The sequence below is a fragment of the Orbaceae bacterium BiB genome (assembly GCA_036251205.1).
Lineage (GTDB): Bacteria > Pseudomonadota > Gammaproteobacteria > Enterobacterales > Orbaceae > Orbus > Orbus mooreae.
Genome location: CP133958.1, coordinates 1383551 through 1401551, shown reverse-complemented (window position 1 = coordinate 1401551; position 18001 = coordinate 1383551). Strand labels below are relative to the sequence as shown.

13 protein-coding genes and 1 pseudogene are annotated in these 18001 nt (G+C 34.9%); 5 read left to right on the top strand and 9 right to left on the bottom strand.

From position 1 onward, the window contains the following. Positions 1 to 44: 44 nt before the first annotated feature. From RHO11_06560 to RHO11_06540, 5 genes and pseudogenes are all read right to left on the bottom strand, one after another. Complete coding sequence (locus tag RHO11_06560) at positions 45 to 1505, bottom strand: basic amino acid/polyamine antiporter (GenBank protein ID WVD62772.1); 1461 nt, start codon at positions 1503 to 1505, stop codon at positions 45 to 47. Between the two features lie 149 nt (positions 1506 to 1654). Continuing rightward, positions 1655 to 3790: a lysine decarboxylase LdcC gene (locus RHO11_06555; GenBank protein WVD62771.1), complete on the bottom strand. Its 2136-nt coding sequence runs from the start codon at positions 3788 to 3790 to the stop codon at positions 1655 to 1657. Between the two features lie 36 nt (positions 3791 to 3826). Next, on the bottom strand, positions 3827 to 5143 hold the full coding sequence (gene cadB / locus RHO11_06550; GenBank protein WVD62770.1) for a cadaverine/lysine antiporter: 1317 nt from the start codon (positions 5141 to 5143) through the stop codon (positions 3827 to 3829). A 98-nt stretch (positions 5144 to 5241) separates the two neighbouring features. Beyond that, entirely contained in the window at positions 5242 to 6258 is a 1017-nt protein-coding gene (locus RHO11_06545; GenBank protein ID WVD62769.1) for a hypothetical protein, read from the bottom strand. 694 nt (positions 6259 to 6952) lie between these two features. After that, positions 6953 to 7114 (bottom strand): annotated as a pseudogene (locus tag RHO11_06540) (integrase core domain-containing protein). Between the two features lie 97 nt (positions 7115 to 7211). Between RHO11_06540 and RHO11_06535 the strand changes: the two are divergent. Next, on the top strand, positions 7212 to 7520 hold the full coding sequence (locus tag RHO11_06535) for a hypothetical protein (protein ID WVD62768.1): 309 nt from the start codon (positions 7212 to 7214) through the stop codon (positions 7518 to 7520). On the opposite strand, the gene RHO11_06530 is transcribed toward RHO11_06535, so the two are convergent. Then, positions 7482 to 8602 (bottom strand): IS3 family transposase gene (locus tag RHO11_06530; protein WVD62767.1). Its coding sequence is split into 2 segments (ribosomal slippage): positions 7482 to 8308 and positions 8308 to 8602, totalling 1122 coding nucleotides; the frame shifts between segments, so codons are not numbered across the junction. The two genes, RHO11_06535 and RHO11_06530, sit on opposite strands and share 39 nt — an antisense overlap. 277 nt (positions 8603 to 8879) lie before the next feature. Between RHO11_06530 and RHO11_06525 the strand changes: the two genes are divergently transcribed. The 4 genes from RHO11_06525 (at position 8880) to RHO11_06510 (ending at position 14689) form a co-directional block, all read left to right on the top strand. Further along, positions 8880 to 12917 carry an autotransporter outer membrane beta-barrel domain-containing protein gene (locus RHO11_06525; GenBank protein WVD62766.1) on the top strand — a complete coding sequence of 1346 codons (4038 nt, stop codon included), beginning with the start codon at positions 8880 to 8882 and terminating at the stop codon, positions 12915 to 12917. A 28-nt stretch (positions 12918 to 12945) separates the two neighbouring features. Then, positions 12946 to 13473 carry an OmpA family protein gene (locus RHO11_06520; GenBank protein WVD62765.1) on the top strand — a complete coding sequence of 176 codons (528 nt, stop codon included), beginning with the start codon at positions 12946 to 12948 and terminating at the stop codon, positions 13471 to 13473. A gap of 253 nt (positions 13474 to 13726) precedes the next feature. After that, a complete protein-coding gene (locus RHO11_06515; protein WVD62764.1) occupies positions 13727 to 13846 on the top strand; it encodes a transposase in 120 nt (39 codons plus the stop codon). 138 nt (positions 13847 to 13984) lie between these two features. After that, on the top strand, positions 13985 to 14689 hold the full coding sequence (locus RHO11_06510) for an IS3 family transposase (protein WVD62860.1): 705 nt from the start codon (positions 13985 to 13987) through the stop codon (positions 14687 to 14689). Positions 14690 to 15017: 328 nt separating this feature from the next. On the opposite strand, the gene RHO11_06505 is transcribed toward RHO11_06510, so the two are convergent. The 3 genes from RHO11_06505 to RHO11_06495 are packed head-to-tail and all read right to left on the bottom strand — an operon-like array spanning position 15018 to position 17918. After that, positions 15018 to 16286, bottom strand: coding sequence for an MFS transporter (locus tag RHO11_06505; protein ID WVD62763.1), 1269 nt, complete (start codon positions 16284 to 16286; stop codon positions 15018 to 15020). Positions 16287 to 16296: 10 nt separating this feature from the next. Then, a complete protein-coding gene (locus tag RHO11_06500; protein WVD62762.1) occupies positions 16297 to 16914 on the bottom strand; it encodes a 2-dehydro-3-deoxy-6-phosphogalactonate aldolase in 618 nt (205 codons plus the stop codon). After that, on the bottom strand, positions 16911 to 17918 hold the full coding sequence (locus RHO11_06495) for a 2-dehydro-3-deoxygalactonokinase (GenBank protein ID WVD62761.1): 1008 nt from the start codon (positions 17916 to 17918) through the stop codon (positions 16911 to 16913). The genes RHO11_06500 and RHO11_06495 overlap by 4 nt, the downstream gene beginning before the upstream one ends. Between the last annotated feature and the right edge of the window lie 83 nt (positions 17919 to 18001).

Sequence of the window (18001 nt, the reverse complement as noted above, 5' to 3'; positions counted from 1 at the left end):
TGTTTTATAGTGAATAAGTGCGATTTTATTTGTATAAACTAATCCTATGAAAATATTGGTAACTCTGTCATTAAGACGATAATATCAAGTATGATTAAAATCGCTAAATAGAGCAGTTCATGCTTTGCAAAAATTGGTTCATTAGGTCTGTTTTCTTTACAAGCTATAATAAAAAATGGCAAACCACAGGTTAATAATAGTGGTGTCATGATGACATATTGATAACTACTTGCATAAATCATAAATAAGCAGAATATTAGTCCAATGACACTCGTTAATACGATACGTAGACGGTGTTTAGGGAAGTTATGTTTGAAGTCATCAGTAATCGCTAATTTAAATAAATAAGCTGCGGAAGCAAAGTAAGCCGGTAAAACCATCACGGCAGATACATTAAGTAAAGTTAGCCAAGCATTATGTGAAAAGTAAACTAATAAGATCACTAATTGCATGATGCCACTACTAACCCAAAGAGAGACCGATGCGGCTCCTTTGCTATTTTTCTTGGCAAATATTTTAGGGAATGTTCCATTTTGTGCTGCTGACATCGGGAGTTCGGCACATAACATAGTCCAAGCAAGCCAAGCAGCTAATACCGAGATCACCACACCAACATTGATTATCCATTCACCCCATTTCCCAACAACAGCTTTTAATACACCAGCTGTAGATGGTGTCGGAATATTTGCTAATTGGTGTTGAGTTAATACGCCAAATGGTAACACTGAGACTAAAACACATAATATTAGTGAGATAAAAAATCCCCAAAATGTTGCTTTTGCGATATCCTTTTTATTTTTTACTCTGCCAGACAAAACAACCGCTCCTTCAATTCCGATAAAGGACCATAAGGCAACATCTAAAGGCGAGAGAATTTGGGATAAAATAGATATTTTAATGTCATTATGAGTATTTACTGCTGTTTCGCCCCATAAATTGCTAGTAATTTGATGATAATTGACGGCATAAACTAAAATACAAACAAAGAGTACTAGTGGAATTAATTTTGCAAATGTACCGATTGTATTAACAATACCAGCATCACGAACACCAGTGAGTGTTAAAAAGTTAAATCCCCAGATCAGTACTGAAGTACCGATGATTGATGCTAAATTATTACCGCCTTGAAAATAACCTGGGATGAAATAATTTAATGCATCCATCACCATCACACCATAAGCAACATTACTAAAAATACACATCAACCAATATCCCCAAGCGACAATAAACGCAATAAAGGCGCCAAATCCTTGTCGTGCATACATGTAGACACCATCTTGTAAATCAGGGCGTATCTGGGAGAGATAAATAAAGGTTTCTGCGATAAAATAGATACCAAAGCCGGCAATGATCCAAGCGATTAAGACGGGACCAAGGGCTGAATTTTGAGCCATATTTTGAGGCAATCCATCGATTCCGCTACCGATCATTGAGCTAACAACAATCGCGATAAGAGCGATGAGTCCGAGTTTTTGTCCTGAATTATTTTTGATGTTTTCAGACATATAAATTCCAAGTAGGTTATTTTATTTAGTGGTAATTACAGTTAAAAGCTCGTTAATAATTACGTTTAAGATTGATTGATATTATTGATGAAAAGGTTATTAGTTATAATCGTGCCAGTATAAGAACTGGCACGATACACTTGCTATAATTATTCGGTTAATACTTTAACCACATATTCACCATCATCATTTTGATAGACGCCGTGAATATCAGTTTCAAAGCCCGGATAATGTGAACCAATATCACATAACATTTCAAGAAAACTTAAGATCGGCTGATTATCTTCAGTCACTTTTTCACCTGGCATAATTAATGGAACCCCAGGAGGATATGGTAAAATCATATTCGCACTGATTTTACCAACCATGTCTTTTAATTGACATTCGGTGACGTTACCACGGATCTCTTGTTGGTATGCATCGTGAGGAGTCATCTCCATAACTGGCAATTCATCAAACGCTTTATACATTAACTCAGGTAGGTTATGTTGTATCGTTAACTGATGGATTCCTTGTGCTAACTCTTGTATACGCATATTATGATAAAATTCTGGATCTTTTTTGTACAGTTCAGGCATTGCTTCACTAATTTTTAAGTTTGTATCGAAAACACGTTTAAACTCCATCAATGTACGTAATAGCGTCAATGATTTTGTTTTGTTAATTCCGATACTAAATAAGAATAGTAGTGAATAAGGGCCTGTTTTTTCAACAATAATGCCATTTTCATCTAAGAATTGTGCTACAACTGATGCAGGAATCCCGGTCTTTTCTAGATTACCGTGGATATCCATACCCGGCGTAACCAGTGTGACTTTAATTGGATCGAGATACATGTGGTCATCATCAATATTATTAAAGCCATGCCAGTTATTCACAGAACTTAATGGCCAGCAGTCAACACTATCGATATTATCGGGTTGCCAAACATTAAAGAACCAGCTATTAGTTTCTTCGTTTAAGCGTTGGATCTCTTTTCTAAAGTTCATTGCACGCTTAATAGATTGGTTGATCAGCTGTTCACCAGCTGTACCGCGCATCATTGCGGCAGATACTTCACAAGAAGCAACAATACTATATAGTGGTGATGTTGATGTATGCATCATATAAGCTTCATTAAAGGTTCTTTCATTAAAATCCCCTTTGATATGGATCATTGAAGCTTGAGAAAATGCGGCTAACAGCTTATGAGTCGATTGTGTTTCATAAATAATTTTACCTTCAACTCGTTCTCCACTCATTCCTGATTTGCCTTTATAAATCGGATGGAAGTTAGTATACGGTACCCAAGCTGAGTCAAAATGGATCGATTTTACATCTAATGTTTGTTTGATGTAGTCAGTATTATAAAATAGTCCATCATAGGTTGAATTGGTGATTACAGCATGCACTGGCCAAGTTGCATTAGGTGTTTTTTCTACTAATGATTGAATATGGTCTCGACTAAACTCTGCTTTAGGAATACCACCTAAAATGCCATAGGCATTACGAGTCGGTTTTAAATAGATTGGTGTTACATTTGTCATCATCATTAGATGTGTGATTGATTTATGACAGTTTCTATCGACAATAACTGTACTACCAGCCGGACATGAATACATTCCAACAACTTTATTCGCAGTTGAAGTACCATTAGTGATAATAAAACTACGTTCAGCATTAAACGTTTCAGCAATAAAATCTTCAGCTTCTTTATGTGGCCCAGAATGGTCTAATAAAGATCCTAGTTCAGATACTGAAATCGATATATCTGAACGCATCGTATTTTCACCATAAAAATCGTAAAATAGTGAGCCAACAGGACTTTGTTCAAAAGCGGTTCCACCCATATGACCAGGTGTACAGAACGTATATTTTTCTTTATGTACGTAATCAAATAGTGCTTTTGTTAATGGTGGTAGTAGTTTAGTGATATAGTCTTCTGTACTTAAGTTAATGCGACGGGCGATATCTGGTGCATGTTCAAGTACATATTCATAAAAATGGATATTCACTTCTAAGTCACTAAAATTAACATCTAACGATGTTTTACTGTTAACAAAAGTATAAATAGGTAGACTTTCGTTAAGAGCAGTGATGTTTTTACATAAACTTAAGTTATGTTGATCCCAATCGAGAATTACGCCTGCAAGACGGGCATTTTTTTTGATTAAATCAATAAGGTCATCACAATTTTGTGGATAGACAACCTGAATGCCGACTTGCTCAAGCTCTGCTGCAACACGAGTTAATACGTTTTGCTTAAATGTCTCGGTAACATCAAGTAACATCGCTATTGTATTCATATAATATTCTCCTAGCAGGTTAAAATTCAGTAATATTTATTTACAATCTGACGGTTGTGTCGTTTTTCTGCCTACTTTTCTGGCATAGAAAAGTAAAACAATCAAACTCACAATAAAGGTGCCAGCAAGTTCAAATGAGTTTGAACCTAATATGGCAATGAAACAGAAGATACTTCCTAAAGACGCAGCAATTAAACTCAAAATATTTTTAATATTAGCGCCATCCATACGAATTAAATCAATACATGAATAGAAATAAGGCAACATTGTTAGTAATACCGCCATACTTGTTAGATCGCCAAAGATTGAAGATGCTTGGCCCCCTTTCATGTTCATTGCAGTAACAATAATCAATAAAATTGACATCTGGATTGCAGCTAATATAAGTCCTTTACGTGGAATACCATTTTTATCCAATTCGCCATAGATTTTTGGGAAGTTACCATCGTGGGCTGCTCTTGCTCCCGCTTGACCAACTAACATCATCCAAGAACCTAGCGAGGTTAAGCAAGCAATGGCGGTAAAGATAGATACAACTGGGCTTGCCCAATGTCCAACCATTGTTGAGGCGGTTTGTGAAAATGGTGCGCCGGATGCCGCCATTACCGAAGCTGGGTACATACCATTGATGACTTGTGTTGCTGAAATATATACTAAACCAGCGATAAAGGTTCCTAATATGGTTGCAATTGGTACAGTACGCTTAGGATTTTTTACTAATGAAGTACTTACCGATGCTGATTCAACACCAATAAATGCCCACAAGCAGAGTAATGTACTACTTAATACTGCTTTATAGTCAGTCGTATGAGATACATTCCAGTTTTGCATGTAAGTATTTGCATCAAACCAATACCAGCCAAAAATAGCGGTACCAACAATCGGAATTAGAATCAATATTAAACCGAAAGTCGTTAAACGACTGATCCATGCTCCACCAAGTAAATTAATACAAGTAAAAATCCAAATGATCGCTAAAGATGCAATACCTGCTGGAATTGCTTCATTTAGTACCGGGAAAAAAGTTGATAAATATGAAACGGCTGTAATGGAAATTGCTAAATTACCAATCCAGTTAGCATGGTAGTAAAGAACACCTGTTTGGAATCCTAAGTCTTTACTAACCTCACCGGCATAAGCAATAGGCCCACCTTCTTGAGGATCTTTTGTTGCCAGTCTTGCATAGACATAAGCTAAAGATATTGCACCAAGTAATGAAATAACCCATCCAATTAAAGCTATTGAACCAATACTGGCTAAATTAGCAGGTAATAGAGCGATACCACTCCCCATCATATTCCCTGCAACAATCCCAGTACAGGCAAATAATCCGATTTGTTTTGCTGTTGACATGATTTTCTCTCTCATTCAAAAATTAAAGTTTATATTGATAAAATGGGTTAAACGCCTTAAGGTAAATTGCATTTAACTTGATTCAATCGTTTTGATTCTTAGAAATTGTAATTAATACCAATCCCGGCTTGTGGTTGTAAGCGCCAATCTTTTTCAGAATCCCCCCAAACTTGGTTTGAATATTTAACTTGAACAAAGGCATTAACCGAAAAATCTTTACTGATGTTATGTGTTAAGTTGACTTGAGGTAGAGCAAATAATGAATAGGTACTTTTATAGTTTCCTTTCATTGCCGTAGGGCTAAGCCATTCATACATTTGGTTGCCGGCAAGGAATGGATCCCATGCGCCTTTGCGATTTGATGAAATATAAGGATCGTATCCACCAATAAAATTAAAACCTAATGAGGTACTGTCATTGAATTGATAAAGTGTATTTGAGTAGTTAAGCCATGCTAACATCATAAAATAATTTGCATTACTATATGATTGGTCACCATTACTGATTTGCATTGAACCATCATACCAATCTCTAAAGGCATAGGCTTGGAAAGTAAATGAGAAGTTTTGTGGTAATTTCCAATTAGTTAATAAACTTAAAGCTGCCGTATTTTGATGTCCAGATGTTCCTTTACCTGTCCAACCATGAACATAAAGTGGTGCAATCGCAAATTGTGTGGCTTGAATGTAATCATTTTTCGGGATGTATTGAGAAAAATCAAATGCAGTTTGTATTAAGGCATAATATTGATTTGTACCATCAAAAGTCGCCTGATTTTCAAGACTAAATGATGTGCTCCAACCGATATTAGTGTCACCAAGCTGGCCATAGTTATAATTTACATTTAGTTTAGGTTGGCTAAGATTATTGTTTTGCTGTTTTTCATCACCATTATAGTTATACATATTCCATGCTCGATCCCATTGGAGTGTCGCACTTAGTTGTGAGGTGAAATTATAATTTAAAGCCAAGGAAGGATGAGAGGTTTCGGTTTTATATCCACCTGCATTACCATAAAATGTTTGTGTAAATTGAGCAGAACCATTAGGGGTAAAATCTGATGCATAAAGGTAGGGAATCATACAAAAGATTATTAAGCCAGCTACTTTTTTCATGTAGATCTCCGTTATTTAAATTCAATTTTTTAAAAGTATTTTTCTTTTTTTATAATAGGTTTTTATAGGAAATAAGCAATTAGGCAAGTTGATAAAGTTTCGTCAAGTTTTGAAGGTTTTTTAAAAAATTGAACAGATTTTTGAAAAGATAATTGTACAAATATTGTTAAGAATAAAAAGTGCAGCAAATTGGATATTATTGGATGTACTTTGCTTTAACATATTTTAGATATAAAAACGAATAAAATCCCCGCAGATTTTAAATTTGGCCTTTTAATTTTCACTTATCGAAATTTATAGATTCCTGATTAGCTACAATTTTTTTAATAGCTGCAGCCAAAATCAGGTGGATTTGGTATACCGAAATAGAGAACATCTTGATAAAACTAAGATGGAGAGTTTGGAAATAAGTATATATTGAACTAGCTAACTCTGAATTAAGAGTATACTAGAACGATCATTTTGTTGTGGCTTCATGTACATAATCATAAGAATAGAGAATGAGCTATTAAATTCTTATTTAAATTCGCGAGCAATCCCTCTTCTTATTGGAAAATCGTTGCCGCTAATGATCATGATAATTCTTAAGAATATCGTCAATAAAAGAGTTCTGTTATATCTATTTTACAAAATCAATTTGTTATATAATTCGTGTAAATACCCCATTTGTAACACAGTGATCTCGTAGAATAATTTATGCAACATTTCGATATTCATATGGCGTCATATTATTCAGTGATTCATGTGGTCTTTCTCGATTATATTGTTCAATCCAATCAACCGTCATTTGTTTCACCTCTTTTAAATTACGAAAAATATAGCTATCGAGTATATCTTCACGGTAAGTCCGGTTAAATGGTACAATTACTAGTGGTGTTGACAATATTACTATAGAAAATGGTACTGATGGTTATAAAAGTTTAGGTCCAGGCTATCCAGTTACTTATGATCAGATGACACTACAAGATGCAATAGATAATGGATTTGTTGCTTCTAATATTTTTGAGACTGCAAATATTAATGGATTAATGGATTCAATTGTTACTACAGATAAGAATATTGTTGTTTATGATAAAATTACTGGAGAAACGCATAATTATAAAGTAATTGATACTAATAATAGCCAATTTAACAAGGCTGATACATCAAATTTATCTTTAATACTATACAATCCAAGAAAAGATGGAATGTCCACACCTTTTAGTACCAAAAAGATAAGGTCATTATCTATTTCTATACTCAACGGGTGTTTGATAATTTAATGTTGAATGAAGCCGAGTATAATTAAACCAATCAACATAATGATTAAATTGTAACGTCAACTGTTCAAGCGAATCAAATACACCATTTGAGACGAATTCGGTTTTTACGGCTTTAAATGTTGCTTCAGCAACCGCATTGTCATACGGGCAACCTTTATAACTTAACGAACGTGTAATACCAAATGTCGTTAAACATTCATCAATCAGGTGATTATCAAACTCTTTTCCTCTATCAGAATGAAATAAATCAACATCATGTAAGTCCATGGGTATTTGGCTTATTGCTTGCATCACAAGCTCTGCTGTCTTATTTCTGCCAGCACTTCGTCCGACTATCTCTCGATTACGGATATCAACAATAATACACAGGTAATTCCAACGCTGTTTTACCCTTACATAGGTTAAATCAGTTACCAAAACTTTTCGCTTTTGACCCACTTCAAACTCTCGGTCAAGCGCATTGCTCACGATTGATTCATTACTCTTTTCAGCATCAATACGGTATTTTTTACAGGTATATTTTGAGACTAATTCCTTTTCCTTCATTATTCGACCAATTCGCCGTCTCGATAATGCTATACCTTGCCGTTTCAGCTCTGCTTGCAAGCGTCTTGTACCATAAACACGATAATTTAGGTCAAATACTTCGCTTACTTTATCGCAGAGTGTTTCATTTTGTTGATACGGTACCATTCGTCGTTGATAATAAAACTGATTTCGGGTGACGTGCAAACATCGACATAAACTTCGTAGGCTATATCGATGCTTATTCTGCGAAATTAATGCGATTTTCGCCCCATTATCAACGCTGCCTGCTTTAGGATATCATTCTCCATTAACAAGCGTTTATTTTCTTTGCGTAAGGCAATCAGTTCATTCTCCTCATGACTTCGATTACCTTGCGCTGTAAATGAACCCGTTTCTTGGTATTGTTTTATCCACTTATCTAATGCTGATTTAGTTAAATCGTACTCAGCAACGATGTCTGCTCGCTTTTTGCCATTTCGATGTAGCATAACCATCTGTTTTTTAAACTCATGACTAAAACTACGCTTTTCTTTTCGATTTAAATGTTGTGTCATTGTTGCTCCTTTCTTGTGTTTTTGGATTATCATAACAATGACCTTATAAAACTGGTACTAATTAGTGTAGCCTATCCAAGATAAAGATTATGTTGATCATACTATTGCGGCGATATCTAATGGGAAATTATTAACTATCGAAGCTGATAGTGGATTAACTAGCGATTGGTATAAAGATGAAAAGCATCAGATATTAGCGGGTCATCGTGATTCGAATCTTTATAAGGCATCAGGAAGTGGTAGTACAATTGAATATAAAGATAAAGTTAACCTTGCCATGGGGTGGTTACCATCTTATGCAAGTGGTGGTTCAATATCGGTTTCAATTGGGTCTTATTATGAATGGAATGGGACGATAAATACGGTTTTAGGAACAAGAACGATCTCTGATGAAGCTTCATTTATTAGTTTTAATGATGAATTAATAGCGGCACTTCAAAATGGAACTATTAGTTATCAGGATTATACGGATAATGTTTATAAAGCATACACTCAAAGTTATAAAAATATTCCTTACGATATATCAAAAGATCCAAATTATATTAATGACCCCATTTTTAGAGGACAGAATAACTCCTTTTTATATGGAGAAAATGGCGCGCAAATTAATTTAGATAATAATTCTGAAATATTAATATCCAATGGACAATTCAGCGCTATCATGGTTGTTGGATCTAAAGCTGTTAATAATGGCGAAATAACAGGATTAGAGCATTATTTTAATAACATAGTCAACGTAATGGATGGCTCAGCGTTTATTAATAATGGAATTATAAATAAACATGTAACTACTGATAATAAATATAGCGATTTGCCTGTATATACAACTTCTCAAGGGCAAACGAATACAATATATGTTAACAATAATTCGAACATAATAAATACAGGTATAATTAACTCAGCCTCTATATCAAATACGAATGATTCTAATACAAGTTTAATTGCTATTAAGGTGCAAAATAATTCATCTATCACTAATTCCGGAATAATCAATTTTGGGGTTCAGAATATTAGTGAAGTTATTTCTACCCAAATGAATGCTGGCCTACAATTAAATAATAAGAGTTCATTTTATAATACCGCTGATGGCAAATTTTCTGTAGGGAAAAGCGCTCAATCAGATAAAAATCAAACACAAACCTATGTCAATATTGATAGCTCTAAAGGTAAAACAGTGGGTATCAATAGTAATGACAGCATTATTCTTAATGAAGGACTTTTCGAGTTATCAGAAACAACTAAAAATATATCCCTTATTGATGTTATAGCTTCACAAGTTCAAAACGATGGAGTTATCCAAGTTGAAGGTGTTAATAATATCGGTATCAATGTTAGTGGTAGTGATGCAATCGGTAAAGATACGCTTGTTATTAATAACGGTAACCTTTTAATTCAAAAAGGTAGTGATATTAAAGGTATTAAAGCAAGTAATTTTAATGGTAAAGGTTTTATTCAGATACAAAACACGAATAGTGGCGTAATTACTATCGATGGAAATAATAGCTTCACTTCTGGCTCTGATTTAGTGCGTAATTATGGTATGTGGGTGGAAGGGGAAAATGCAATAGGCATCAATGATGGGAAAATTTCCCTAGTCGATGGTGGTTCTGTCGGGGTTCATGCAAGAAATAATGGTGTTGTTTACGTTAATAGTAACTCATCGATGGCTTTTTCGGGAGAAGGAAGTCAAATTGGTTATTTTTCGTATGGTGAAGGAAGTGTTATTCAATTTAATAACCCAACTAAGTCAAGCAATGTTGATTCACAAAACTCTAATTTTGCTCGAGTAGAAAATGGTGCAAATTTAATTTTTGTTAATAACCCTAACGAATCTACAGAAATAAACCTTAATGCTGATAGTACACTTGGTTTCCATATTTCAGGAAATAGTACAGGATTCTTAGCCGATTCTAATATTAAACTTAATCTTATCGGTAATAATTCAACTGGTTTTTTAGCTAGTAATGGTGGGCAAATCGAAATATCTGACTCGATGAAAACCGTAATATCCGGAGATAATGCTATATTTGCTATTGCTGATGGTCAAAACTATAAAATAGATAATACGATTGTTGAAGGTGATGGTTATTTATCTAAAATTATTTCAAGTGCAGTGATTAATGACAGCGTGGCTACTGGTAGTGGCGTTATTGGATATTTATCGAATAAAGATGGGGTTATTTATCATCAAGGTGTAATCGATTTACAAAATAAAGGTGATGCAACAGGGATAAAAATTGATGGAGGAACCGTTGTTAACAGTGGCTCTGTATCTGTTAATGGCACCGGTGTACATGTTATTGGTGATGGCTCTGTGTATCAAGGTAGTGATGCATCATTAGTCAAAGCAACTGATGGTAACGCTGCTTTTTTCATAGATAAAGATGCTAAGTTAAATTTAGTTGGTGGGACGATAGAGGCATCAAAAAATGCTCATGGTATATTAGTTGACTCGCAAGCTTTAGAGCTATCAATTGCGAATGCTACATTATCATCTGATGGTGATGGCGATGTTATTCATAATAATGCAGATATAACAATCACGATGAAAGATAGCCTTTTAACCGCATCGGGTAATAATACGGTTATCGATCATAATGCTAATAATGCTACCTATAACTTGGATGGTGTTTTAATTCAAGCTAAATCAAATGAGCAAAATGCGGTAAGCTTTAATACAGGGAATGGCTCTTTAGATGCGACTAATGCAACGCATATTATAGGGGCAATTAAAACCAATAGTGGCGCTACATCTGATGTGACTTTAACAAATAATAGTGTTTGGAATATTTTATACTCAGGTTCTAATGTTACCAATTTGACAAACACTACCGGTTCAATCATAGATTTAACCGATCAGTCTGATCCAACCGATCCAAGTGACCCCAATTATCCAGCCTATCCTGAACAGCTAAAATATAATACTTTAAATGTTGATAATAATTATATTGGCGGAACTAACCAACCGACTGAAAATGATCCTATACCAGCTGGTAATGGTAAATTGTACGTCAATACCCTTTGGAATGTTGGCGAGTCTAAATCTGATTTATTAGCGATTGCTGGAGAAGCTTCTGGTTATACCGAAGTTGCCATTAAAAATGGTAAGATTATTGGTGATATCCAAAAAGGCGACTCAGTGCAGTATTCTGCAAATGTAGTGACTGTTGCTAACCATACCGAAGGCAGTAATTCATTTTATGGTTTTGCTGATACTACAGGAGCAGGCCAAGCTATTTTAGTTCAAAAAGATGCGAATAGTTATGCTTGGTCGTTACCTACAAATGGTGTCGACCCAGTGAAACCAGAAGTACCATCTTATGTATTAACACCGAAAGCGAATATGGAGCTTGGTTATAATATTTTAGGTACGTTGCACCAACGAGTAAGCGAACAACAGACAATGGCTTGGGACGACTGTTCACAATGTCAAGTTGAGCATCAAGCAGGACAATTATGGGGAAGATTTTTAGGTAATTACCTTAAAGCGAGTGGATCTGATCGTTATGGTTACCGATCTAAAATGTGGGGAGTCCAATTCGGTTATGATTTTGATATTGATTATGACGAAAATAGCGGCTCACGTAGTCATACTGGTGTGATGCTGAGTTATGCGAAAGATAATCTTAAATTCCGTGATAGTAGATATGTCTCATTTGATACGAATAGCGGAGTCTATACTGAAAATGATTCTAAAACCGGCACCGGCAGTATCGATATGTTTGCAATTGGTCTTTATTCAACCCATTATGATAAAAATGGTAGCTACCTTGATTTAATTGGTCAATTGGATTACTCACGTCTTAAATATGATTCGATCGCATCTGATAAATCTAAAAATCATTCAAAAGGGGTATCATTATCAGCTGAAGTCGGGCGTCCATTTGCGTTAGCTGAAAGCCAATGGTTAATTGAACCACAAGCACAACTGATTTATCAATATCGTGATTTTAATGATTTTAATACTCGACATGATATTGCAGTAAGTCAAGATGATCGTCATGGTTTACGCGGACGTTTAGGTTTTAGGCTTGCGTACAATGAAGGGACTGAAGAATTAAAGACAAAAACAGTCTATTTTGTAGGTAATGTCATACATGATTTTATTAATAGTGACAAAAATGCCACAATCGATAGTGATAATGTAAGTGAAAAAATGGCTCGTACTTGGGGTGAGTTTGGTGTTGGATTACAACTTCCAATTGGCGAAATATCTTATATTTATACCGATCTCCGTTATGCTCATTCATTAAATAATGATGATGGTAAACATGAGCAATATACCGGTAACCTTGGCATAAAATGGCACTTTTAATTGAAAGAATGAAGGATAAATAGATATTATGAAATTAGTATTATTAAAAATTGGATTTATTTCATTAGTGGGTATTACGTTATCGGCATGTACATCGGTCAACGATAAATGGAATGTTCATAATAGTTGGTGTGAGCAAAAAGAAGTATCAGTGACTAATGAAACTATTGTGTTATCAGTTGATACATTATTCGAGTATAACCGTTCTTCATTTAACGCTATTCTTCCTAAAGGTCAAAAGCAGTTAGATGATATGGTTGTATCTTTAAAAAATAATTATCAAAAAATAAATAAAATTGTTTTAGTCGGTCACACTGATAGGATTGGTTCAGAGCCGTATAATGAGCGCTTAGGATTAGAAAGAGCAAATACAATAAAAGAGTATTTAATTAGTCAAGGAATTAACACTTCTTATCTAGTTGAAAGTAAGGGTAAATTAGAGCCAGTTACAACAAATTGTACGAACAATATGGTAGATGAGGTTTTAAAAGTATGCTTACAACCTGATCGTCGTGTTGAGATACATATAGAAGGCGTTATTCCCCCATCAGATTAAATAAAATAAGTACAATTAAGTTAGCCTTTAACTGTTTATTTCAACTTAATAGCTTTGCTTAATTTGAATTTTAGATACCACTTGGACGGTAAAGTCTCCTTCCTTAAATCTGTGCTCAGTTAAAATTTGGATAGTTTTAGCTGAGCATAAATATTTAGCGCAATTAAAATGATCATAAATATTTCCAAAGCATGATAAGATGATCTGCTCCTAGTTTAGTGGAGACTTTTTAGTAACAAAAAAGGAGTCTCAAATGAGTAAAAAATACGATCCTCAATTTAAACAAGAAGCGATTAATTTAGCCCTAAATAGCGAACAAACTTATCGACAAACAGCCAATGATTTAGGTATAAATTACAAAACATTTCTGTAATTGGATGTACCAAACGATGAATAAACCGACCTATCAAGCGATAAAATTAAATAAAAAACCAGACTATCAAGAACTTGAGCTACGTAAAAAGGAGATCGACATCTTAAAAAAGGCCGCTTAGTACTTTGCGAGCCTGAAATAGCAAGGTACGAATTTATTAAAAAGCAAAACATGTTATCTAAGCACCGTTGGTTTCATCTATTTGACGTGTCAAGTAGTGGTTACTATGCCTATTTAAAGCGGCAGCCGTATCAGAGAACCGTGTTTAATGAGCAACTTGACAAAAGGCTTGAAACACTATTTGACGATCATCGGCATCTCTATGGTTATCGACGTTTACATGTCGAACTTTTAGAGGAAGGCTATTGTTTATCACGTGAACGAGTTCGTCAACGAATGCACAAACTTAACCTTAAAGCTAAACAACGCAAAAAGTATAAACAAACAACGGACAGTAACCACAACAAACCGGTCGCTGAAAATATTTTAGATAGGCACTTTACAATGGACACACCTAATCAAGCTTGGGTATGCGATATAACTTATATTAAAGTGAACGGACAGTGGTTATACCTCGCGATTGTACTTGCTCTCTACTCTCGTAAAATCATAGGCTGGGCGATGGATACGCATATGGAAAGCTCGCTAGTTTGTCAAGCCTTAACTATGGCTTTGCTTCATCGGGGCTATCCGAGTAAAGTGATTGTTCATAGTGACCGTGGTGGTCAGTATTGCTCTGATGATTATCAAGCTATATTAACAGCTTATGGGTTAAGGTGTAATATGAGTCGCAAAGGAAACTGCTGGGATAATGCGGTGGCTGAAAGTTTTTCCATACCTTAAAAACAGAATGGATTTACCGACACAAACTAGAAAATATGGCACAAGCTAAATCGATGATTTTGTGGTACATTGAGGTTTACTATAACCGAGTAAGAAAACATTCTTATTTAAATTATTTATCACCTGTTCAATTTGAAGAAAAGATGATTTAATAATTTGAAAATAACTCTCCACTAAAATGTGGGCAGATCAATTTAAGGTGCTCCACGTTGCAAATACTGTTTTTCCTGATTTAAGTTTATTTACCAGTTCTTGGACGACTTTGCTCATATTAACTCCTTAATAACAGGTATATTGATGAGAATTATCTCATCAATATAAAATAAAGTTATTCACCAATTGGTTTTCTGACTAAACCAATATAAGCAAATGCTGAAATAAACGCTACACAGGCACTAATGAGTAATGCAAACTTAAATGAACCCGTATTTTGTGCTATGTAGCCGGTAATAATTGGTGCAAAAGATCCCGCTAAATAACCACCAAAATTTTGTAACCCACCTAAAGAAGAGATTTGGCGAGAAGCAATGACTGTTGTAACTAAGATCCAAGCAGAGCCTGATGCAAATGTTAAACAAAATTGCGATGCACAGATAAATATAATCGCCATAGTAACATCTGAAGAATATGCAGCAGGAATCGTAAATAAACCAGCCATAATCAAACTCGTTGCGGCTAACAATTTGCGACTTTTGATGATAGAATATCCTCTTTTAGCTAAAGCATCAGCAACAAAGCCAGCTACAATCGTTCCTGCGATCGCAAAAAGATAAGGGATCATAACAACAAAGCCTGTTTTGGTTATACTTAAGCCATACTCATGTTCTAGGTAAGCGGGTAACCAAGTTAAGTACAACCAAACCATATAAACCACACCCATAAAACCAATAATAATGCCCCAAGTAGTTGAATGAGATAATAATCCTACAGATTCTTTAAGTGTAGCTTTACCAGCTTTACCTTTTGGGCTACCTTCATCTAAAGACTGATTTTCTTCAGCTGTAAGATTAACTTGATCTCTATTTTTATACATAGCAAGCCAACCGATTGCAGCTAAAACACCAAGTATACCTAAGATAATAAACATCCAACGCCAGCCAAAAGATACCATTAATACAGTTAAAATAGGGGGCGCTAATGCAGGCCCAATACTTGAAGATGAGTTGAATATTCCCATTGGACGACCGCGCTCTTTAATATTGAACCATTCACCTATTGATTTTGCACCAGCTGGAAACTGAGGAGCCTCACCTATCCCTAAAATAAGCCTACAAATAAAAAAAGTTTGAAAACTATGAACTAAACCACAACAGGCCTGTGCAATAGACCAGAATAATAATCCCGCGCCTAATGTTACTCTAGAACCTATTTTATCAAGAATGACGCCTATCGGTAATTGCGCAAAAGCATAACTTAAAGAGAACGCAGATAACAAATAGCCCATTTGAATTTTTGTTAAACCTAGATCTCCACTAATTTCTGAGTTAGCTATTGATAGTGCACTTCTATCTAAATAATTGATGATCCCCGCTATTATTAAAAAAGTTAATGTGATTTTTTGGATTTTTTTTATCCTTGGAGATTTGAATATACTCATATTAAATTCCTTAATTGTTAAAAATACTATATGCATTAATAAATGATATTGCTTTTTGTTTGGTTATCTCTACCGTTTGCCCTACTTTATACAAATCACTTCCTAATCCTGCACCAATACAACCCGCATTAATGTATTCATGAAGATTTTCTGGTGTGATACCGCCCACGGAAAAAACGGGAATATCTTTAGGTAAAACAGCTTTAAGTGCTTTGATATAGCTAGGACCAAATGCCACAGAAGGAAAAATTTTAAGATTTTGCGCTCCAGCATCAATTGCTTCAAAAGCCTCAGTTGCTGTTGCACAGCCTGGACAAACAACCATTCCATACTCGACTGCTTTTTTAATGACGGCTGGATTGATATTTGGCGTGACAATTAGCTTACAGCCAAGCTGATTTAACTCATCAACTTGAGATGATTTTAAAACGGTTCCAGCACCAATTAACGCTTTATCGCCAAATGTATTCACGGCAATTGCTATACTTTTTTGCCAATCGGGTGAATTTAAGGGAATTTCAATTGTATCAAACCCTGCATCGATAAGGACATCAATATGTTCAACAACTTCCTCTGCTTTTATTCCTCGTAATATAGCAATCAAAGGGATTTTTGTTTTCCAACTCATAATTGTTTACCTTTATTTATAAACTGCTCAATCAGTGCAATTGCACCAACGCCTGAAAGTGGAGGATAATTTTCCTCCGCAAAATCAACAATTTCGCCCACAAAAAAATCATCATTTTTGATTAGGATTGATAACGCATCTCTGAGCATTTTTTTACCACAGATAACGATTTTAGTTTGCTGCGTACAGTTAAGCGCTTCACTATGCTTAATGGCATGGAGATCAGAATATAAGACAATGCCCAATAAAAAATTGGCTTTTTGATTAACAGTTAATTGACTAAAAAGATCCAAAATACGGATAGAAAAACAGCTTCGTGTAATGCCCACTTTTTGACAATATTTTGCACCTTTCAATAAATATTCTTCTTCTATTAAATTGGCAAATTGATGATTTAAAGAATTTGCTAGGATTGTTTGCTGGGTAATAATATCAATAAACTCTCCTGCAAGCGTTGTTGCCGAGCCAATAATCTCATTATTATCATTAATCTTTACAAACTTGGAGTGCGAGCCAGGAAGAATAATTAATGCTGAACCATATAAATTTAATAGTGATAAAACACCAACCACTTCAACTTCCTCACCGCGCATAATATCCATCAGTTCACAATTATCTAAATTGATATTACTTACATCATTTTTCACACCCGGAATAAACCAAATCGGATGATTAATTATATCGGGAAGAATTTTTTTAACCATTCCTGCGGCTAATTTCTGCTGGCTAACGGGAGTGAGTAAATGTGGAATATCACATAATCCTAGGTTTGATGTGATCATCCCTGATGCAACAATAATGAGATTGTCATAACAACTGATTCCAGCTTTATCTAGCACTGTCATTAAGCAACATTTTACTGCTTTAGATAATTTATCTTTACTACCCGTTATGGCCGTATCGCGAACGCCAACCGTATCACTTGCCTGCGCGATAACCACATTATTTCCCCATAATTTAACTCGAGTATTAGTAGTTCCTGAGTCAATAGTCACTATATACATGAAATTTCCTTTATGCTTAATCAATTACTTTTAAATGGAATGGCATTCCGTAATAATGATAATCAACATGGGAGTGGAATGCA